Below are 20,065 nucleotides of genomic sequence, written 5' to 3'. Positions count from 1 at the left end.
CCTCGTCTTGCCTGGAAAGTGGCGTCCATTCTATGGTTTCGTTGCTTCCGTCCCTAAGAGTGTAAAACCATGACCACCAACATACGCAGGTTCCGCGTTGCCCTGATCCCCGGCGACGGCATCGGCTCCGAAGTCATTCCGGCGGCTATCCAGGTGCTGGAGGCAGCCGGCAAGCGCTTCGGCGTGTCGTTCGAATGGAAGGAATTCCCCTGGAGCTGCGCCCATTACGCCCGCCATGGACGCATGATGCCGGAAGACGGCATCGCCCAGGTGCGCGGGTTCGATGCGATCCTGCTCGGCGCGGTCGGCTGGCCGGGCGTGCCCGATCACGTGTCCCTGTGGGGGCTTCTGATCCCGCTCCGGCGCGAACTGCGCCAGTACGTGAACCTGCGCCCGACCCGGCTGTTGCCCGGCATCCGCACCCCGCTTGCTGATCGCACCGCCAAGGACATCGACTTCGTCATCGTGCGCGAGAACAACGAGGGCGAGTATTCGTCGATCGGCGGGCGCGCCTACGGCGGCACCGACGACGAGTTCGTGATCCAAGAAAGCGTCTTCACCCGCAAGGGCGTCGACCGGGTGCAGCGCTATGCGTTCGAACTCGCGCGCAAGCGCCGGGGTCACGTCACCTCGGCGACCAAGTCGAACGGCATCGCGGTCACCATGCCCTATTGGGACGAACGCTTCGCCGCCAACGCCGCGCGCTATCCCGACGTCAAGACGGCGCAGTTCCACATTGATATCCTCGCCGCCCATTTCGTGCAGAAGCCGGACATCTTCGACGTGGTGGTGGCGAGCAACCTGTTCGGCGACATTCTTTCCGACCTGGGCGCCGCCATCGCCGGCTCGATCGGCCTCGCGCCCGCCGGCAACATCAACCCGGAGAAGGAATATCCGTCGATGTTCGAGCCGGTGCACGGCTCGGCCCCCGACATCGCCGGCCAAGGCATCGCCAACCCGATCGCCATGATCGCGACCGGGGCGATGATGATCGAGCACCTGGGCTGTCCCGAAGCGGCCGCGGCCATCAACGCCGCCATCGAACGGGTGCTGAGGGAAGGCAAGGTTCGCACCCGCGACCTAGGCGGCCGGGCGAGCACGGCGGAAATGACCAGCGCGGTCGAGGGGGCCCTCTAGGGAAGCCGTCTGGCTTCGGTTTTAAGACTATATTATACTCTTGTAATATTGGCGCGGGAGCGGGGAGACGACGGTGGAAGAATTTCCAGTCAAATACGTTGTCGCAACTCTGGGGCTCGCCCTCGGGGTCGTATTCGGAGCGACCGCGCAGAAGACCAACTTCTGCACCATGGGTTCGATCTCGGACATCGTGTTCATGGGCAACTGGAACCGGATGCGGGCGTGGCTGCTGGCCATCGCGGTCGCCATTCTCGGCAGTCAGGCCATGCACGTGGCCGGCCTGATCAACCTCAACAAGTCGGTTTATCTCACGCCCAATCTCGGCTGGCTCGGCGCCATCGTCGGCGGCGCGTTGTTCGGCTTCGGCATGACGCTCGGCGGCGGCTGCGGCAGCAAGACCCTGGTCCGCCTCGGCGGCGGCAACCTGAAATCGCTGGTGGTCGCTTTGTTCATCGCCGTGTTCGGCTACATGACCATGCGCGGGTTGATCGCGGCGGGACGGATTCCGCTCGAAGCCGCGGTCAACATCAACCTCGCCCAGGCCAAGATCCCGGCCCAAGGCGTGCCCGACCTGCTGGCGGCGTCGACCGGCCTCGCGCTCGCCAACGCGCGCCTCGCGGTGGCCCTGATCGTCGCCCTCGGCCTGATCTGGTTCTGCTTCAAGGACGCGGAGTTCCGCGCCTCCCGGCACGACGTCGCCGCCGGCTTGATTCTCGGTGCCACCATCCCGGCCGCGTGGGCGATCACCGGCATCGTCGGCAACGATCCGTTCGAGCCGACGCCGCTCGCCGGCATGACCTTCGTCGCGCCGGTGGGCGAAAGCGTGATGTTCCTGATGACCTTCACCGGCACCGCGATCAATTTCGGCGTCGCCACGGTCGGCGGCGTGATTCTCGGCGCGTTCCTGATGGCGCTGCTCGATCGCACCTTCCGCATCGAGGCGTTCAAGGACGCGAGCGACATGGGCCGGCACATGTCGGGCGGCGCGCTGATGGGCGTCGGCGGGGTGATGGCGATAGGCTGCACCATCGGCCAGGGGCTGACCGGCGTCTCGACCCTCGCGCTCGGTTCCTTTCTCGCGCTGGTCTCGATCTGGGCGGGCGGCTACTTCGGTATGAAGTACCTGGAGGAAGGCAGCCTCGGCGGCGCAATGCGCGCCGTATTTGCACGCTAAAGTCTTACGTTTCCTTTCAGCTGTCGCCCCGGCCGCGCGTCTGCGCGTCGACCGCGGCGAATGCCGTCATGTTGACCAGCCCGCGCGCCGTCACCGCCGAGGTGATGATGTGCGCCGGGCGGTCGGTGCCGAGCAGGATCGGTCCGACCGACAGCCCCTCGCCCAGGGACTTGAGCAGGTTGAAGGAGATGTTGGCCGCGTCCAGGTTCGGCATCACCAGCAGGTTGGCCGTTCCGGCGAGACGCGAATTGGGAAAGATGCGCTTGCGCAGTTCTTCGTTCACCGCCGCGTCGCCATTCATTTCGCCTTCGACCTCGAGGCCCGGCGCGCGCTCGGAAATAATCCGCACCGCTTCCCGCACCTTGAGCGACGACGGCGTGTCGCGGCTGCCGAAACTGGAATGCGACAGCAGCGCCACTTTCGGGACGACGCCGAAGCGGCGCACTTCCTCGGCGGCGAGCAGCGCGATCTCGGCGATCTCCTCGGCGGTCGGCTCGGCCGTCACGTGGGTGTCGGTCAGGAAGAACGTGCCGTGCGGCAGGATCAGCGGCACCAGCGCCGCCATCACCCGCGCGTCCGGCGCCTGGCCGATGACATGGCGGATATGGTGCAGGTGATCGACGTAGCGTCCGCCCGCGCCGCACAGCATGGCGTCGGCTTCTCCCCGGCGCAGCATCAATGCCGCGATCACGGTGTTGTTGGTGCGCACCCGCGTGCGTGCTCGATCGGGCGAAACGCCCTTGCGCTCCGTCAATGAATGGTAGAGCCGCCAATAGTCGTTGAAGCGCGGGTCGCTTTCCGGATTGACGATCTCGCAGTCTGATCCGGGGCGGAAACGCAAACCCAGCCGCTCGATCCGCTTCGCCACCACCTCGGGCCGGCCGATCAGGATGGGTACCGCGATTTTTTCGTCGAGCACCACCTGGACCGCGCGCAACACCCGCTCGTCTTCCCCTTCGGCGTAGGCGACGCGCTTGAGCGCCTGGCGGGCGCGCTCGAACACCGGCTTCATCAGCATGCCGGAGCGGAAGACGAAACGTCCCAACTGTTCGCGGTAGGCGTCGAAATCGGCGATCGGGCGGGTCGCCACGCCCGAATCCATCGCCGCCCTGGCGACCGCCGGGGCGATGGCGACGATCAGGCGCGAATCGAGCGGCTTCGGAATCAGAAAATCCGGTCCGAAGCGCATATCTTCGCCGACATAGGCCGATTCCACCGTCTCGGTCACCTCGGCGCGGGCCAATTCCATGATCGCCTTGGCGGCAGCGAGCGCCATCTCCCGGTTGATGGCGGTGGCGCCGACGTCGAGCGCGCCCCGAAAAATGAACGGGAAGCACAGGACGTTGTTGACCTGATTGGGAAAATCGGAACGCCCGGTGGCGATCACCGCATCGGGCCGCGCCTCTTTGGCGACGTCGGGCATGATTTCCGGCACCGGGTTGGCGAGCGCGAGAATCAACGGGTTGCGCGCCATCGCCTTGACCATGTCCGCGCTCAGGATGTTCGGCGCCGAGAGGCCGAGAAATACGTCCGCGCCCTCCATGACCTCGGCCAGCGCGCGCGCCTCGGTGTCGCGGGCGTAGCGGGCCTTCTGCTCGGTCATGTCCTCGGTGCGGCCCCTGAAGACAACGCCCTTGTGATCGACCAGGACGATATGTTCGGGTTTGAGGCCCAGTTCGACCAGTAGGTCGAGGCAGGCGATGCCGGCCGCGCCGCCGCCGGTCGAGACCAGCTTGACCCCCTCGATCCGCTTGCCGACGACGGCAAGGCCGTTGAGCAGCGCCGCGGCGGCGACGATGGCGGTGCCGTGCTGGTCGTCGTGGAACACGGGGATTTTCATCCGCGCGCGCAGCTTTTTCTCGATGGCGAAGCAGTCGGGCGAGCGGATGTCTTCGAGATTGATGGCGCCGAAGGTCGGCTCCAGGCTGGCGACGATATCGACCAATTTGTCGGGATCGGTTTCGGCGATCTCGAGGTCGAACACGTCGATGCCGGCGAATTTCTTGAACAGCACCGCCTTGCCCTCCATCACCGGCTTGGCGGCGAGCGGGCCGATTGCGCCCAGGCCCAGTACGGCGGTGCCGTTGGTGACCACGGCGACCAGGTTCGCGCGGCCGGTCAGCGACGCGGCCTCGGACGGATCGGCTTGAATTGCCGCGCACGCGGCGGCGACGCCGGGCGAATAGGCGAGCGCGAGGTCGCGCTGGTTGGCGAGCGGCTTGGTCGGCACCACCGCGATTTTTCCCGGCCGGGGCAGACGGTGGTATTCGAGAGCCAGGCGTTCGAGCGGATTGTCGGGCGGCATGGGGGACGCGGAGATGTCGGCGCCGGTTGCGGCGGAGAGCGCCGGGGGAATTGTCGCCCCCCGGATCAGCCGCCGTCAATCGTTTCGACAGCGTCGAGCCAGCGTTCCAGGCATGCCGCGCCGCGGGTTTCCAACGAAGCGCCCCAGCGGGCGGTGTCGGCGCGGAGCTGGCCGACCGATACGCCCGGGGTGGCGGCGATCTCGACCGTGTGTCCGATGAACCATTGCTCCAGGCCCCGCCGGGTCGTCTCGGCGTGGAATTGCAAGGCAAGCCACGCGGAGCCCCACGCGAACGCCTGGTTCGGGCAGATGTCGGTCGATGCCAGGCGCGTAGCTTCTTCGGGTAGATCGAACGTGTCGCCGTGCCAGTGCAACACCGGCTCGCCGTTCGGCGCCAAGGCGGCCAGGGACGAGCGGCGCCCTTCGTCGGTCAATCGGATCGGCGCCCAGCCGACTTCCTTGGCTTTTGCCGGATAGACCCGCGCCCCGAGGGCGCGCGCCATCAGTTGCGCGCCGAGACATATGCCGAGGGTGGGACGCCCGGCCTTGGCGCGCCGCGCGAGCATGTCGAGTTCGTCCCGGATGAACGGATAATCGGCGGCGTCGTTGACGCCGATCGGCCCGCCGAGGATCACGAGAATATCCGGTTCGTACGGCGCCGGACGGGCGAGGTTATCCACGCCGGCTTCGAGGTATTCGATCGTATAACCGCGCCGCGCGAACACGGGAGCGAAACCGCCGAGATCCTCGAATGCCACATGGCGAAGGGCGAGAACGGTTTTCATGGACGGCGGCTCCGGTTAACCTTGCCTGCGGTCGCCGCTAGGATAAAGAAGGAACCGATGGAACGCCATCCGCCCCAAGTGCCTCGGGTCATCGGCCATCGCGGGGCCGCCGGCCACGCGCCGGAAAACACCATCGCCTCGCTGGCCGCGGCCGCGCGCCTCGGCGCGCGCTGGGTCGAATTCGACGTCAAGCTCGCGGGCACGGGCGAGCCGATCCTCTTTCACGACGAGACCCTGGAACGCACCACCGACGGCAAGGGCAAGGTGGCCGAAACTTCGCTCGCGCGGCTCAAGAAGCTGGACGCCGGTTCCTGGTATCAGGCGCGTTACCAGGACGAGCGGATTCCGACCCTGGAGGAGGCGCTGGTGGTGCTGGCGCGCTTGGGTCTAGGCGCCAATGTGGAGATCAAGCCGTGCCCGGGGCGCGAGCGCGAGACCGGCGAGGTCGTCGCCCGGGCGCTCAAGGCCCGTTGGCCGGGACGGCTGCCGGCGCCGCTTCTCTCGAGCTTTAACGCGGGCGCGCTGGTCGTGGCTGCGGCGGCCGCACCCGAGTTTCCCCGCGCGCTGATCTTTCGCGAACCGCCCGGCAATTGGCGCGCGCTGGCCGAAGAAACCGGCGCGACCGCGATCCACTGCAACGGGCAATTCCTGGATCGCGCCCGGGTCGTCGGGTTGCGTGGGGCGGGCTACGCGGTACGGGCCTATACGGTCAACGACGTCCGTTCCGCCGCGCAATTGTTCGCCTGGGGGGTCGAATCGGTGTTCAGCGACTATCCCGAACGGATTCTCGGGGTATTGGAATAGAGGCGAGTCGCCTTCGGGGCGATTTTGTGGCAACCTGCGGATAATATTGCTCAAAACACCAGGGGAGGCCTTGACCATGACCAAGTTGACGTTTGCGTTCGCAGCCCTTTTCGCCGGTACGGTCGCGGGGCTGGCGCCCGCATTCGCCGACGACTGCAAGTCGCGCGGGCGGCTCGATCCGATGTACTGCGATGAGAACGGCGATTTGACCGCCGACCTGCCGAAGGACCAGAAGAAGTGGAAGAACCCTTCGACCCTGATCTTCACCTACACGCCGGTCGAAGACCCGGCCGTCTATAAGCAGGCGTTCGCCGACTTCCAGGAATATCTCGCCAAGGCGACCGGCAAGAAGGTGGTTTACTACACGGTCCACTCCAACGCCGCCGAGGTCGAGGCGATGCGCTCGGGCAAGCTGCACATCGCCGGCTTCTCGACCGGGCCGACCGGTTACGCGGTCAATCTCGCCGGCTACGTGCCGATCGCGGTCAAGGGCGACAAGGACGGTTTCCAGGGCTATCACTTGGCCCTGATCGTCAAGAAGGACAGCCCCTTCCAGAAGCCCGCCGACCTCAAGGGCAAAAAGGTGGCGCACACCTCGGCGTCGTCCAACTCCGGCAACCTCGCGCCGCGCGTGCTGCTGCCCAAGGAAGGCTTGGTGCCCGACCAGGATTACAAGGTGATCTATTCCGGTAAGCACGACCAGTCGGTGCTCGGCGTCAATTCCGGCGATTACGACGCCGCGCCGGTCGCCTCCGACGTGTTCAAGCGGATGTGCGAGCGTAAGACCGTCAACTGCGACGATTTCCGGGTGATTTACAAGAGCGAGACGTTCCCGACCTCGTCCTTCGGCCTGGCGCACGATCTGCATCCCGATCTCGCCGCCAAGCTCAAGAAGGCGTTCGCCGACTACCGCTTCACGCCGGAGATGGTGAAAACCTTCGGCGGGGCGGATCGATTCTTTCCCATTACCTACAAGAAGGATTGGGCCATGATCCGCGACATCGCCGAGGCCAACGGCGAAACCTACTCGCGCGACCAGTTCGAGAAGGAAACGGCCAAGGAAGCCGCGGCGGCGAAAAAAGCCAAGGAAGCCGCCGGGCAGAAAAAGCAATAGTTGGTCTCCGTCGGATCTCGGGTCGGTGAAGCCGGAGTTGTCCGACGGTCGTGACGCGCGGGGGAGCGGGCCCGACGCCCGCTCCCTCGTCATTCGCGAGCTCACCAAGGAATACGTGCGCGGCACGCGGGTGCTCGACGGCGTCAGCCTGACGGTCGAGGGCCGTGGGCTGACCGCGATCATCGGCCCGTCCGGCACCGGGAAAAGCACCCTGATCCGCTGCATCAACCGACTGGTCGAGCCGACTCGAGGCGAAATCCTGTTCATGGGCCAGGACATCGCACATCTGCGCGGGCGCGCATTGCGTACCGCGCGGCGGCGGATCGGCATGGTCTTTCAGGAATACAACCTGGTCGAACGCCTGAGCGTAATCGAAAATCTGCTGTGCGGGCGGCTCGGCTACGTCAATCCGTTCGCCGCGTGGCTGCGCCGGTTTCCCGCCGCCGACATCGCGCGGGCATTCGACCTGCTCGACGCGGTGGGCCTGGGTGCGTTCGCCAAACAGCGCGCCGACGCGCTCTCGGGCGGGCAGCGCCAGCGGGTCGGCATCGCCCGCGCGCTGATGCAGGGCCCCGACCTGTTGCTCGCCGACGAACCGACCTCGTCGCTCGATCCGCGCACGTCGGTCGAGATCATGGAGCTGATGGTCGATCTCGCCGGAAAGGCCGGCATTCCGGTCATCGTCAACATCCACCAGGTGGAATTGGCGCGGCGCTTTGCCGCGCGCGTCGTCGGCATGTCGGGCGGCAAGATCGTGTTCGACGGGCCGCCCGGCGACCTGACCGACGATCATCTGAAGCGTATCTACGGCGGCGAAGGGTGGCTTGCCACATGAGCCGAGCGGCGACCGATCCCACAAACCGGCGCCTGCCCGGCATGAGCTGGCCGGCGCGGATCGGCTGGCTCGCGCTGCTCGCCTATTCGATCTATGCGGCATCGCTGCTGGACATCACCTGGGCGCGGCTCCTGATCGGGTTGGAACAGGGCGCCAATTTCCTCGCGCGGATGTTTCCGCCGGATTTTTCCCGCTGGAAGCTTCTGCTGCACGATCTTTCCGAAAGCCTCGAAATCGCGATCATCGCGTCCGCCGTCGGTATCATTCTGTCGATGCCGATCGGCCTCTTGGCGGCGCGCAACCTGATGCCGGATTGGGTCAGTTGGCCGGCGCGGATGCTGATCGCGGTCTGCCGCTCGTTCCACCCGGTCATCGTCGCCATCCTGTTCGTCAAGGCGGTCGGTTTCGGCGCGCTGGCCGGGGTGTTGGCGTTGATCGTCGCCTCGGTCGGGTTCATCGGCAAGCTGTTCGCCGAGGCGATCGAGGAAATCTCCCTGAAGCAGGTCGAGGCCGTGCGCGCGACCGGCGCGCCGTTCCTGAACGTCATCATCTTCGGGGTGATGCCGCAGGTGCTGGCGCGCTTCATCGGCTTTTCCGCCTACCAGCTCGATTCCAACCTGCGCAATTCGACCATGGTCGGCATCGTCGGCGCGGGCGGTATCGGCGGCACGTTATTCGCCGCGTTCCAGCGGTTCGATTACGACTTCGTTCTCGCCATCCTGCTCGCGATCATCGCGCTGATCATGGTGTCCGAAGCCTTCTCGGCCCGGCTGCGGGCGACATTCCAATAAGGGCGGGACCCGCATGGTCGGCGACCAACGAACCTGGGAACGATTCACTCCGCGCGAAAGGATGGCCCGCTTCGCGGTCTATCTGTTTGTCGTTGCCGCCGTGGTCGTGTCGATCCGGACCATCGAGGTGATTCCCGAGTTTTTCTATGACGCGCCGGAACAAATGGCCGATTTGTTGCGCCGCATGTGGCCGCCGGACGCGAAGTTCTATCCCGACACCGTGCACGGCGCGCTGATGGAAACGCTGCACATCGCCACCCTCGGCACCGTGGTGACGGTGTTCCTGGCGTTGCCGGTGGGCGTGCTGGCGGCGACCAACATCACGCGGAGCGCGATTCTCAACCAGTTCGCCAAGTTCATCTTGGTGTCGTCGCGCTCGGTCAACACGCTGGTCTGGGCGCTGCTTTTCGTCGCCATCTTCGGGCCCGGCGCGCTGGCCGGAATCGCGGCGATCGCCTTCCGCTCGATCGGGTTCGTCGGCAAGCTGTTCGCCGAGGCGCTCGAGGAAGCCGCGCCCGGCCCGATCGAGGCGTTGACGGCGGCCGGCGCGCCGCCCGCGAGCGTCTTCACCAAGGGCTACTGGCCGCAGGTGCAGCCCGCGTTCTGGTCGATCATGCTGTTCCGTTGGGACATCAACGTGCGCGAATCCGCGGTGCTCGGCCTGGTCGGGGCGGGCGGCATCGGCATGGTGCTGGACGACGCCATGAACTTGTTCCGCTGGCATCAGGTGGCGACCGTGCTGCTCGCTATCTTCGCGGTCGTGGTCTTGGCCGAGATCGTCGTCAATCACATCCGCAAGCGAATCATCTGAGAATTATTCGAATCGGGCGGCAAACGACGCGCGCTCCGCGCCGCTCATGTGGAGGCCGCACTTGGTGCGCCGCCACAGCACATCGTCGGCGGTGCGCGCCCACTCGTTCGCTTTGAGATAATCGACTTCGCGCGCGAACAGGCCGCCGCCGAACCCGGCTCCCAAGTCGGCCTGGGATCTGGCATCGCCCAACACATCGCGCGCGAGCGTGCCGTGGCGGCGGAAAATCCCGCGCAACGCTTCCGGCCCGATGCCGGGATAAGCGCGCGCCAGGTCGGCGAACACCTCGTCGGCGCTGCGCCCGCCGAAATCGCCGCCGGGCAGCGGCGCGCCGCCGGTCCATTCCGGCCCCGTGCCGGGAAAGAAGGGCGCGAGCCGCGCCAGGACCTTTTCCGCCAGGCGGCGGTAGGTGGTGAGCTTGCCGCCGAAGACGGTGAGCAGCGGCGGGGTTCCGTCGCCGCCGTCGAGTTCGAGGGCGTAATCGCGGGTGATCTTGGAGGGATCGGCCTTTTGGTCGTCGAGCAACGGGCGCACCCCCGCGAACGACCAAACCACGTCGGCCGGCGTGGGCGGGCGGCGGAAATAGCGCGCGACCGCGGCGCACAGGTATTCCGCTTCCTCGGGCGTGCATGCGGCCTCGGCCGGATCGCCCCGGTAGGGCACGTCGGTGGTGCCGATCAGGTTGAATTTCTCCTCGAACGGAATCACGAACACCACGCGCCGGTCGATGTTCTGCAGGATGTAGGCGGAATCGAGCGGCGTGTTGGCGGGAACGACGATATGGCTGCCCTTGACCAGGGTCAGGCGTTTGTCCGCCCGGACTCCGATCGCGGACCCGAGCACGTCGGCCGCCCAGGGGCCGGCGACATTGATGATGACACGCGCGGTGGTGGTTTGTTCGCGTCCCTCCGCGTCGCGCAAGACGGCGCGCCATAGGGATCCTTCGCGTTCCGCCCGCGCCATGCGCGTGCGCACCATCACCGTCGCCCCGCGCCGCGCCGCGTCCAGGACGTTACCGACCACAAGCCGGGCGTCGTCGACCCAGCAATCGGAATAGGCGAAGCCGCGGCCGAGGGTTTCGCGCAGCGGCGCGCCTTCCGGATCGCGGCGGAGATCGAGCCCCCGGGTGGGGGGCAGGCGGCTTTCGAACGCGAACAGATCGTAGAGAAAAAGGCCGAGGCGCACCAGCCACGCCGGGCGCGGCGCGTCCGCCGGATGCGGAAGGACGAAACGCATCGGGTGCGCGATGTGGGGCGCGATGGCGAGCAGCGCGTCGCGTTCCTTGAGCGATTCCCGCACCAGCCGGAACTCGTAATGCTCGAGATAGCGAAGCCCGCCGTGGATCAGCTTGGAACTGGTGGACGACGTCGCCGAGGCCAAGTCGGCTTGCTCGACGAGCAGGGTTTTGAGGCCGCGCCCGGCGGCGTCGCGGGCGATGCCGGCGCCGTTAATCCCCCCGCCGATGACCAGCAGATCGTAAGGGGTCGTGTGGAGCATCGAGGGCGAATCCGAAGGCGGTTGCGGCGGGGACGGCAGACTAGCATCGCCGCGCCCGCGCCGAAACCCCGCGCCGGGCCTGGACAATTCGCCCCGCTTGGCGAACGCGGCCTCGCCGTGCCATGCCCACATCAGGGGAAATACCCGTGAACGGCATATTCGTCGGCATCGTGCTGGCCGCCTTCGCCGCCGCCGCCATCCGCCAATTGAGCGGGGATTACGCGGTGGGCGCCACGCCAATGGAAGCGCTCAGCCGGGCGATGGTCGATTCGGCGGCCGCCTCGGTCACGCTCGCGATCGGCCTGGTGGGCGTCATGGCGCTCTTCCTCGGCGTAATGAAGATCGCGGAGAAGGGCGGACTCCTCGTCGTTATCGCGCGCACGGTGCAGCCATTGATGGTCAAGCTGTTCCCCGACGTGCCGCGCGGACATCCGGCGATGGGGGCGATGGTCCTCAATATTTCGGCCAACGTGCTCGGACTCGGCAATGCGGCGACGCCGTTCGGCATCCGCGCCATGCAGGAACTGGATCGGCTCAATCCGGTGAAGGGCACGGCGAGCGATTCGATGGCCATGTTCCTGGTCATCAACACCGCGAGCGTAACGCTGCTGCCGACCGGGGTGATCGCGCTCCGCGCCGCGTCCGGATCCGCCGACCCCGCCGGGATCGTGTCGACCACGCTGTTCGCCACCATCGTCTCGACCGCGGTCGCCATCGTCGCCGCGCTGCTGCTGCGCCGGGTTTGGCCGTTGCCCGCCATTTCGCCGACCGCGGGCAGCGTCGGGGCGGTGGAAGCGGAAACGGAAGCAGGAACGAACGGCCAGCTCGCCGTCGCGGAGGTCGCCGGCTATCCCGCCTGGATCGGCTGGGCGACGCTTGCCGGAGTGGTCGCGATCATCCCGCTCACCATTTTCTACGGCCAGGCGATCGGCCCCTGGATCATGCCCGGCATCATGGCCGGCATGCTGCTGTTCGGCTGGCGGCGCGGGGTCGCCGTCTACGACGCGTTCATCGAGGGCGCCAAGGAAGGATTCGAGATCGCGGTCCGCATCATTCCCTATCTGGTGGCGATCCTGGTCGCCATCGCCATGCTGCGCGAAAGCGGGGTGATGGCGGCGGTGATCGACCCGCTCGGGCTGCTGACCGCGCCGGTCGGGGTTCCGGCGGAAGCCTTGACCATGGGATTCCTGCGCTCGCTCTCCGGCTCGGGCGCCTATGCCTACCTCGCATCCGTCCTGCAGGACCCGGCCATCGGCCCGGACAGCTATACCGGCTATCTTCTCAGCACCATCCAAGGATCGACCGAAACGACGTTCTACGTGCTCGCGGTCTATTTCGGCGCGGTGCAAGTGAAAAACGTCCGTCACGCGCTCGCCGCCGGCTTGATCGCCGACGTCGCCAGCGTTGCGGCGGCGGTCGCGATATGCTGGATTCTGTTCGGACACCTTTGAACGGAAGGAACCCGAATGACCAGCCAAATCCGCGCCTCCCATATTCTGATCATGCACGCCGACGCCAAGGCCGGCTCCTCGGACCGTCCGCGCGCCGACGCGCTCAAGGAAATCGACGACCTCAAGCGCCGGATCGCGGCGGGGGAGGATTTCGCCGACCTCGCGGCCGAATTGTCCGATTGTCCTTCGGGACGCGACGGCGGGGATCTCGGTACGTTTCGCAAGGGCGCGATGGTGCCCGCGTTCGAACAGGCCGCGTTCGCGCTCGCCGTCGACGAGATGAGCGACGCGGTCGAAACCGAATTCGGCTACCACCTGATCCTGCGCACGGAATGACGGTGCGGGACTTACGATACGATCGGATCGGCGGGAACGAAGCGGGCGTGCGCGTCCTCGATCTCGACCACCCACAGGTCGGGATCGCGCTTGACCTGGCGGGCGATGTAGGCGTCGGCTTCGGCCTCGGCGACCGGTGCCGGGCCGGTGCCGCGCACCCAAGCGGCGGCACCGTCGAAGGTGCGGGTTTGGGCCAGCACTTCGCAGCCCTGGACGAAGCGGTTGATCTTGAGCAGCACGGCTCCGGCGTCGGCGTCGCCCCGGCGCGCGACGGCGACGGGGATGGCTTCGAGCCCGAGCCGGCGCACTTCGGCCTGAACCCAGATCGCGGTTTTGAGACGCGGAGCCGTATCCATCGCCAAGGGACTCGCTAAACCATGTTCCGATTGCACGAACGCCTGGCCGCCGAAACCCTGGAAGCGGCGCACTGGCCGCTCAGCCGGGTCCTGCTGATGAACGACAGGGCGTATCCCTGGCTGATTCTGGTGCCGGAACGGGAAGGACTCAAGGACTTGCACGATCTGGCGCCGGCGGATCACGGCGCGATCATGGCCGAGATCGGCCGAGCGTCGCGCGCGTTGCGGCGCCTTTACAACCCCCACAAGATCAATGTCGCGGCGCTCGGCAACGTGGTGCCGCAACTCCACGTCCACGTCATTGCCCGCTTCACGACCGACCCCGCCTGGCCGCGCCCGATCTGGGGCGTGCGTCCGCCCGAGCCCTACGACGACGCCGGGGCGCGCGAAACGCTCGCCAAGTTTGCCGCCGCCTTCGCCGCGGAAGCGTGACGATTCTCAGTTTTTGCTGATGCGCGCGACGATGCGGTCGAGAACCGAGTCGGCCTCGGCCTCGCGCACCAAGGCGCCCGCCGCCGCCCGGTGACCGCCGCCGCCGAATTCGAGCATCACGGCGCCGGCATCGACCTTTGCGCCGCGATTAAGGATCGAATGGCCGAGGGCGAAGCGCACGTAGCCGGAGGAAACGTCCTTGAGCACGTGGAGCGAAAGCTTGATGTCCGGATAGAGGCCGTAAACCACGAACCGGTTGGTAGCGTAGATCATCGGTTCGCGCCGCATGTCGAGAACGATCAGGTCGCCGTGCACGGTCGCGCAGCGCACGATCTGGTGCTCGGCGCGTTCCTCGTGCTCCTGGTAGCGGCGCACGCGCTCTTCAACCTCGGGCAGGCGCATGATCTCGTCGATCGGGCTGTGGCGGCAATAGGTCATCAGATCGAGCATGAATTGCTCGTGGGTGGAGCTGAAATCCTTGAACGCGGCGAGCCCGGATCGCGGATCGACCAGGAAATTGAGCATCGCCCAGCGGTCGGGCGCGAGGATGTCTTCTTCGGTGTAGTCGGCCGAGTCGGCCTGATCGACGGCCTTGATCAGATCGTCGGAGATGGCCGGGAATCCCTTCTTGCCGCCGAAATGGTTATAGACGACCCGCGCGGCCGAAGGTGCCGCCGGATCGATGATCCGGTTGGGGCGATCCTGCACCCGCTTGGTTTCGCTGGCATGATGGTCGAAGCAGAGATGCACGCCATCGACGAACGGCAAGTTGGTGGTGATGTCGCGATCGGTGACCTTGACCCGTCCGGCCTGCATATCGCCGGGTTCGGCGAACACCACGTCGTCGATCATATCCAGTTCCTGGAACAAGGATCCGCACACGACGCCGTCGAAATCGGCTCGGGTGATCAGGCGAAATTTCTGGTCGGACATGAAAAAGGCCTTGTTCAATGGGAATCCGGAGCGGCGCCAAAGATACCGACACGTCGCACATTGGACAATAGGCCGACCTGCGGCTAAGGCCTTCCGCCATTAGGGAAAATCCCGATCATGCCGGGCCATGACCGGCCCCGCGCGGTCGGTTAAAATGCGATCCGCATGAACGCATTCAGGCCCGCGTCTTCGCCGGTAAACCCGCCCGTGCCGTCGCTCTCCGGTTGGCGCACGCGCGATACGGATTCCGAGAGCAAGGCGGGCGCGATTGTTCCCTCGACGAGCCGGCTTTCGGGCAAGGTGCGCGGCCTGGTGGAGCGGCACCCCGCCGAATCGCTGAGCGTGCTGCGCCGCTGGATGGAGGAAAAATCCGGCGGCGGCTGAGACGGCGTCAGCCGAGCTTGGCGCCCTTGCCGAGGCCCGTTTCGGCGGCGAACTGGCCGGCGGAAATTTTCTGGCCGCCCTCGGGGCGGACGCGCAGCACCTTGATCTGGCCGCCTTTGGCCGCGACCGTGAAGCTGTCCTTGCCGACCGCGACGATTTGGCCGGGCTTGCCCGCGCGCTTCGCCACCTTGACGCAGTCATAGATGTCGAGCGTCTTGCCCTTGAAAGTCGTCCATGCCCCCGGCTGCGGGTTGGTGCCCCGGATCAGGTTGTAGACGTCGGCGGCCGGCTTCTTCCAATTGATCTTGGCGACCTCCTTGTTGCACCAGCCTTCGTAGGAGCCGGCCTTGGGGGCCTGCGGGATGCGCGGGGCCTTCTTGGCCTTGACCAGATCGATGGCTTCGAGCATCGCCGCGACGCCCATGGGAAACAGGCGATCGAAATAGATGCTGCCCAAGGTATCCTTGTCCGAAATCTTGGTTTTTTTCTGGAGCAGGATCGGTCCGGTATCGAGGCCGTTGTCCGGCCAGAAAACGGAAAGGCCGGTTTCCTTCTTGCCCATGATGATCGGCCAGTTGATCGAGCTTGGCCCCTTGTGCCAGGGCAGCAGCGACGGGTGATACTGGATGGTGCCGTGGGTCGGAATCGCGAGCGCCTCCTCCGGCACCAGCAGCAGCACGTAGGCCATGACGCCGAGTTCGGCGTTGAGGCTTTTCATTTGTTCCCACACCGCCGGGTCCTTGAAGGAGGCGGGTTGGAAGACGCGCAAGTTTTTGGAGAGCGCGTATTCCTTGAGCGGGTCCATCTTCTTGCCCGGCTTGTCGGGGGCGCAATAGACGCCGACGATTTCCTCGCCGCGATTGACCAGCGCCTCAAGCACCGCCTTGCCGAAGGCCTGTTGGCCGTTGAACAGGATGCGCATGGCTGATATCTCCCTCGAATGCGCGCGGGCGAATCCCCGCGCGCGTGAAACGCCGCGCCCCGTCGGGGCGCGGAATTATTAAACCGCGCCGGTCTTGCGCGCTTCCTCGATGTCCTTTTTCGAGAAGCCGACGACGCCGCGCAGGATTTCGTCGGTGTGCTCGCCCAAGAGCGGCGAGCGCACGACCTTGGTCGGCGAATCGGAAAGCTTGATCGGGTTGCCGACCGTCAGGTACTTGCCGCGGGTCGGATGATCGACCTCGACCACGGTGCCGGTCTTGCGCAAGGACGGCTCCTCGGCCAGTTCCTTCATCGACAGGATCGGCCCGCACGGCACGTCGAGGGGGTTGAGGATATCCATCACCTCGAACTTGGTCTTGGTCATGGTCCATTGCTCGATGATCTCGAACATCTTGTCGAGCTTGGGCAGGCGCGCCTCGGGCGTGTTCCATTCCGGGTCCGTCAGCCAATCCTCGCGGCCGATGGCCTTGGCCAGCGCCGGAAACGCCGCCGCCTGGGCGATGACGTAGGAATAGGCGTCGGGGTCGGTTTCCCAACCCTTGCACTTGACGATCCAGCCCGGCTGGCCGCCGCCCGAGGCGTTGCCGGCGCGCGGCACGGCGGGCCCGAACGGGATGTTGGGGTATTGCGGGTATTCCTTGAGCGGTCCGTGGGCGAGGCGCTGCTGGTCGCGCAGCTTGACCCGGCAGAGGTTGAGGACGCCGTCCTGCATGGCGCAGGTGACGCGCTGGCCGCGCCCGGTACGCTCGCGCTGCAAGAGCGCGGCGACGATGCCGAGCGCCAAGTGCAGCCCGGTGCCGGAATCGCCGATCTGGGCGCCGGTCACCAGCGGCACGCGGCCGATCTCGCCGGTGGTCGAGGCGCTGCCGCCGGTGCATTGGGCGACATTCTCGTAGACCTTGCAGTCTTCGTAGGGGCCGGGGCCGAAGCCCTTGACCGAGGCGTAAACCATGCGCGGGTTGATCTTCTGGATTTTCTCCCACGGAAAGCCCATGCGGTCGATCGCGCCCGGCGCGAAGTTTTCGACCATCACGTCGCATTCCTCGATCAGGCGGGCGAAGATTTTATTGCCGACCGGCGATTTGGGATTGAGGGTGATGCTGCGCTTGTTGTGGTTCAGCATGGTGAAATAGAGGCTGTCCACGTTGGGAACATCGCGCAGCTGGCCGCGCGTGGCGTCGCCCGTGCCGGGGCGCTCGACCTTGATCACGTCGGCGCCTAACCACGCCAGCAGCTGCGTGCAGGTCGGGCCCGACTGGACGTGGGTCATGTCGAGAACGCGAATCCCGGAAAGGGCCAAGCCGCCCTTGCCCTTGGGGGAACGGGCGGCCTTCTTTGCCGTCTTGATGGTCTTGCGCGCCGTCGGCTTCGCCTTGGCGGACTTTTGCTTCTTCTTAGCCATTGCAGGTTCTCCAGTAAGATCGGTGCGATAAAGACTACTTCTTCTTCAACGCGCTTTGCGGGTTAAGATTGCCGATGCGGCCGCTTTCACTGCCGGCCGCCGGGTCGATCGCCGCGTTGATCAACGTCGGCTTGCCGGAATCGAGCGCCGCGTCGACGGCGCGTTTCAGTTCGTCGGGCGTGGTCGCGTTGACGCCGACGCCGCCGAAGGCCTCCATCATCTTGTCGTAGCGCGCGCCTTTTACGAACACCGTCGTCGCCGGGTCATCCCCGGCCAGATTCACGTCGACGCCGCGATAGATTCCGTCGTTATTGAAGATGACGACGCAGACCGGCAGCTTGTAGCGGCAGATCGTTTCCACTTCCATGCCGGAGAAGCCGAAGGCGCTGTCGCCCTCGACCGCCAGCACGGGCTTGCCGGTCTCGACGGCGGCGGCGATAGCCGAACCCATGCCGATGCCCATGACGCCCCAGGTGCCGACATCGAGGCGATGGCGCGGCTTGTAGATGTCGATCACGCCGCGCGCGAGGTCGAGGGTGTTGGCGCCTTCGTTGACCAGGATGACCTCGGGGCGCTCCTTGATGACGGTCTTGAGCGCGCCGAGCGCGCCGTGGAAGTCCATCGGCGAATTGTTGTTCATCAGGCGCGGCGCCATCTTGGCGATGTTTTCGTCGCGCTTGGCCTTGACCGCGGTGGTCCAGTCGGCGGGCGGCGGGTTCCACTTCGCGCCCATGGCGTCCAGCAGGGCCGCGACGCACGAGCCGACGTCGCCCACCAGCGGCGCCGCGATCTCGACGTTGCTGTCCATCTCGCGCGGCTCGATGTCGATCTGGACGAACTTCTTGGGCGCGTCGCCCCAGGTCTTGCCCTTGCCGTGCGACAGCAGCCAGTTGAGCCGGGCGCCGATCAGCATGACGACGTCCGCGTCCTTCAGCACCAGCGAGCGCGCCGCGCCGGCGCATTGCGGGTGGGTGTCCGGCAGCAGACCCTTGGCCATGCTCATGGGCAGGAAGGGGATGCCGCTCTTTTCGACGAAGGCGCGGATCGCGTCGTCGGCTTGGGCGTAGGCCGCGCCCTTGCCGAGGATGATGAGCGGGCGCTTTGCCGCTTTCAGCACGTCGAGGGCGCGCAGGATCGCGGCCGGGGCCGGAATCTGGGCGGGCGCCGCGTCGATCACCTTGACCAGCGACTTGCGGCCGGCTTCCGCGTTCATCACCTGGCCGAACAGCTTGGCCGGCAGGTCGAGGTAGACGCCGCCGGGGCGCCCCGACAGAGCGGCGCGGATCGCCCGGGCGACGCCGATGCCGATGTCCTGGGCGTGCAGGACGCGGAACGCCGCCTTGCACAGCGGCTTGGCGATGGCGAGCTGATCCATTTCCTCGTAGTCGCCCTGCTGCAGATCGACGATCTCGCGCTCGGACGAACCGGACACCAGGATCATCGGAAAGCAGTTGGTGGTGGCATGCGCCAGCGCGGTGAGCCCGTTCAGGAAACCCGGCGCCGACACGGTGAGACAAATGCCCGGTTTCTTGGTCAGGAAGCCGGCGATGGCCGCGGCGTAGCCGGCGTTCTGTTCGTGGCGGAACGACAGCACGCGGATGCCGGCGGCCTGCGCCATGCGGCCCAAGTCGGTGATCGGAATGCCGGGCACGCCGTAGATGGTGTTGATGCCGTTGAGCTTGAGCGCGTCGATGACGAGGTGGAAACCGTCGGTCAAGATTTCCGTTCCCGACGTTGCGGTCGTCTCGAGCTTTCTTGCCGTGGCTTCGGTCATGATGATCTCCTCGAAATTCGGTGTCGAGCGGAGGTCGTCAGTCGAGGTAATGAACGTTATCGCGGACGTGATCGGCAAGCTTGAAGGTGTGTTCGCGCACCAGCCGCTCGGCGAGGTCGGCGTCGCGGGCCTCGAGCGCCTCGATGATGTGCAAGTGATCGATGATCGAGCGGTTGGCGCGGTTGCTTTCGCCGATGGTGCGCACGCGGATCGAGCGCATGTGGACGAACAAATGATCGGCCATGTGGCGCAACAGCGGGCTCTTGCCGAGCGCAAGAATGGCTTGGTGGAACCGGACGTTGGTGTCGGAGTATTCGTCGATGCGGGCTTCGACCTGGCCGTTCTTGAAGGTGGTGAAGAGTTGGCGCAGCCCCGCGATCTCCGCGTCGCTGGCGTTCCGGGCGGCAAGTCTGGCGGCCATGCCCTCGAGCGCCGCCCACACCGTAATCATGTCGAGGATCTCGGCTTTGCTCTTGCGCACGATATAGACGCCCTTGCGCGGGACGATATGGACCAGCCCTTCCTGTTCGAGGCGGGCGAGCGCTTCCCGGATCGGGGTGCGGCTGGTGGCGAGCCGCACCGACAGTTCGCGCTCGTCGAGCCGCAATTCGGCGTTTTCGGCGTAGATGTTGATCGACGTGATCGCGCGCTTGAGGCGATCGTAGATGCGGCCCTTTAGGCTGGTGTCGGCTTCGATCGGCTGCACGTTCAAGAGAGCGGTATGGGAGGCCGGCATCAGATAGCCCTCCTGGTATTCCATACACCAGAAAACGAGACCACAAACCGCGCGCTGCCGACAACA

The 20,065-nt window shown here is 66.1% G+C and carries 20 protein-coding genes; 11 read left to right on the top strand and 9 right to left on the bottom strand.

What is annotated here, in order from left to right; genetic code table 11:
- The first annotated feature begins 69 nt into the window (after positions 1-69).
- Both FJ311_03760 and FJ311_03755 read left to right on the top strand, forming a co-directional pair.
- On the top strand, positions 70-1,137 hold the full coding sequence (locus FJ311_03760; protein ID MBM3950551.1) for a tartrate dehydrogenase: 1,068 nt from the start codon (positions 70-72) through the stop codon (positions 1,135-1,137).
- A 73-nt stretch (positions 1,138-1,210) separates the two neighbouring features.
- On the top strand, positions 1,211-2,311 hold the full coding sequence (locus FJ311_03755) for a YeeE/YedE family protein (GenBank protein MBM3950550.1): 1,101 nt from the start codon (positions 1,211-1,213) through the stop codon (positions 2,309-2,311).
- 16 nt (positions 2,312-2,327) lie between these two features.
- Here FJ311_03755 and FJ311_03750 read toward each other — a convergent pair whose 3' ends face one another.
- Together FJ311_03750 and FJ311_03745 are read right to left on the bottom strand one after the other, a co-directional pair.
- On the bottom strand, positions 2,328-4,616 hold the full coding sequence (locus tag FJ311_03750; protein ID MBM3950549.1) for an NADP-dependent malic enzyme: 2,289 nt from the start codon (positions 4,614-4,616) through the stop codon (positions 2,328-2,330).
- Positions 4,617-4,681: 65 nt separating this feature from the next.
- On the bottom strand, positions 4,682-5,401 hold the full coding sequence (locus FJ311_03745) for a glutamine amidotransferase (protein ID MBM3950548.1): 720 nt from the start codon (positions 5,399-5,401) through the stop codon (positions 4,682-4,684).
- Positions 5,402-5,458: 57 nt separating this feature from the next.
- Between FJ311_03745 and ugpQ the strand changes: the two genes are divergently transcribed.
- The 5 genes from ugpQ (at position 5,459) to phnE (FJ311_03720) (ending at position 9,756) form a co-directional block, all read left to right on the top strand.
- Complete coding sequence (ugpQ, locus tag FJ311_03740) at positions 5,459-6,205, top strand: glycerophosphodiester phosphodiesterase (protein ID MBM3950547.1); 747 nt, start codon at positions 5,459-5,461, stop codon at positions 6,203-6,205.
- A gap of 76 nt (positions 6,206-6,281) precedes the next feature.
- On the top strand, positions 6,282-7,319 hold the full coding sequence (gene phnD, locus FJ311_03735; GenBank protein MBM3950546.1) for a phosphate/phosphite/phosphonate ABC transporter substrate-binding protein: 1,038 nt from the start codon (positions 6,282-6,284) through the stop codon (positions 7,317-7,319).
- Between the two features lie 37 nt (positions 7,320-7,356).
- Complete coding sequence (gene phnC / locus FJ311_03730) at positions 7,357-8,154, top strand: phosphonate ABC transporter ATP-binding protein (GenBank protein MBM3950545.1); 798 nt, start codon at positions 7,357-7,359, stop codon at positions 8,152-8,154.
- Positions 8,155-8,195: 41 nt separating this feature from the next.
- Entirely contained in the window at positions 8,196-8,945 is a 750-nt protein-coding gene (gene phnE, locus FJ311_03725; GenBank protein ID MBM3950544.1) for a phosphonate ABC transporter, permease protein PhnE, read from the top strand.
- 13 nt (positions 8,946-8,958) lie between these two features.
- On the top strand, positions 8,959-9,756 hold the full coding sequence (gene phnE, locus FJ311_03720; protein ID MBM3950543.1) for a phosphonate ABC transporter, permease protein PhnE: 798 nt from the start codon (positions 8,959-8,961) through the stop codon (positions 9,754-9,756).
- Positions 9,757-9,759: 3 nt separating this feature from the next.
- Here phnE (FJ311_03720) and FJ311_03715 read toward each other — a convergent pair whose 3' ends face one another.
- The gene (locus FJ311_03715) at positions 9,760-11,253 is read right to left on the bottom strand and encodes a glycerol-3-phosphate dehydrogenase (protein ID MBM3950542.1); all 1,494 of its coding nucleotides are present in this window, start codon (positions 11,251-11,253) and stop codon (positions 9,760-9,762) included.
- A gap of 146 nt (positions 11,254-11,399) precedes the next feature.
- On the opposite strand from FJ311_03715, the gene FJ311_03710 reads away from it, so the two are divergent.
- Both FJ311_03710 and FJ311_03705 read left to right on the top strand, forming a co-directional pair.
- Positions 11,400-12,704, top strand: coding sequence for a spore maturation protein (locus FJ311_03710; protein MBM3950541.1), 1,305 nt, complete (start codon positions 11,400-11,402; stop codon positions 12,702-12,704).
- Positions 12,705-12,719: 15 nt separating this feature from the next.
- Positions 12,720-13,040, top strand: coding sequence for a parvulin peptidyl-prolyl isomerase (locus FJ311_03705; GenBank protein MBM3950540.1), 321 nt, complete (start codon positions 12,720-12,722; stop codon positions 13,038-13,040).
- 11 nt (positions 13,041-13,051) lie between these two features.
- Here FJ311_03705 and FJ311_03700 read toward each other — a convergent pair whose 3' ends face one another.
- The gene (locus FJ311_03700) at positions 13,052-13,396 is read right to left on the bottom strand and encodes a DUF1491 family protein (protein MBM3950539.1); all 345 of its coding nucleotides are present in this window, start codon (positions 13,394-13,396) and stop codon (positions 13,052-13,054) included.
- Positions 13,397-13,417: 21 nt separating this feature from the next.
- Here FJ311_03700 and FJ311_03695 point away from each other — a divergent pair, with 21 nt between their 5' ends.
- Positions 13,418-13,828 carry an HIT family protein gene (locus FJ311_03695; GenBank protein MBM3950538.1) on the top strand — a complete coding sequence of 137 codons (411 nt, stop codon included), beginning with the start codon at positions 13,418-13,420 and terminating at the stop codon, positions 13,826-13,828.
- Between the two features lie 6 nt (positions 13,829-13,834).
- Here FJ311_03695 and FJ311_03690 read toward each other — a convergent pair whose 3' ends face one another.
- The gene (locus FJ311_03690; protein ID MBM3950537.1) at positions 13,835-14,761 is read right to left on the bottom strand and encodes an exopolyphosphatase; all 927 of its coding nucleotides are present in this window, start codon (positions 14,759-14,761) and stop codon (positions 13,835-13,837) included.
- A 165-nt stretch (positions 14,762-14,926) separates the two neighbouring features.
- Between FJ311_03690 and FJ311_03685 the strand changes: the two genes are divergently transcribed.
- Positions 14,927-15,145, top strand: coding sequence for a hypothetical protein (locus FJ311_03685; protein MBM3950536.1), 219 nt, complete (start codon positions 14,927-14,929; stop codon positions 15,143-15,145).
- Between the two features lie 7 nt (positions 15,146-15,152).
- Here FJ311_03685 and FJ311_03680 read toward each other — a convergent pair whose 3' ends face one another.
- The 4 genes from FJ311_03680 to FJ311_03665 form a co-directional block, all read right to left on the bottom strand.
- Positions 15,153-16,067, bottom strand: coding sequence for a methionyl-tRNA formyltransferase (locus FJ311_03680; GenBank protein ID MBM3950535.1), 915 nt, complete (start codon positions 16,065-16,067; stop codon positions 15,153-15,155).
- A gap of 78 nt (positions 16,068-16,145) precedes the next feature.
- On the bottom strand, positions 16,146-17,489 hold the full coding sequence (gene frc, locus FJ311_03675) for a formyl-CoA transferase (protein ID MBM3950534.1): 1,344 nt from the start codon (positions 17,487-17,489) through the stop codon (positions 16,146-16,148).
- 34 nt (positions 17,490-17,523) lie between these two features.
- Entirely contained in the window at positions 17,524-19,263 is a 1,740-nt protein-coding gene (oxc, locus tag FJ311_03670; protein ID MBM3950533.1) for an oxalyl-CoA decarboxylase, read from the bottom strand.
- 37 nt (positions 19,264-19,300) lie between these two features.
- On the bottom strand, positions 19,301-20,023 hold the full coding sequence (locus FJ311_03665) for a GntR family transcriptional regulator (protein MBM3950532.1): 723 nt from the start codon (positions 20,021-20,023) through the stop codon (positions 19,301-19,303).
- Positions 20,024-20,065 lie beyond the last annotated feature (42 nt).

The sequence above is a fragment of the Rhodospirillales bacterium genome (genome assembly GCA_016872535.1).
In the GTDB taxonomy this organism is placed as follows: domain Bacteria; phylum Pseudomonadota; class Alphaproteobacteria; order Rhodospirillales; family 2-12-FULL-67-15; genus 2-12-FULL-67-15.
Note: the sequence above shows the minus strand (reverse complement) of the source record. Positions and strands in the feature narration are given on the sequence as shown.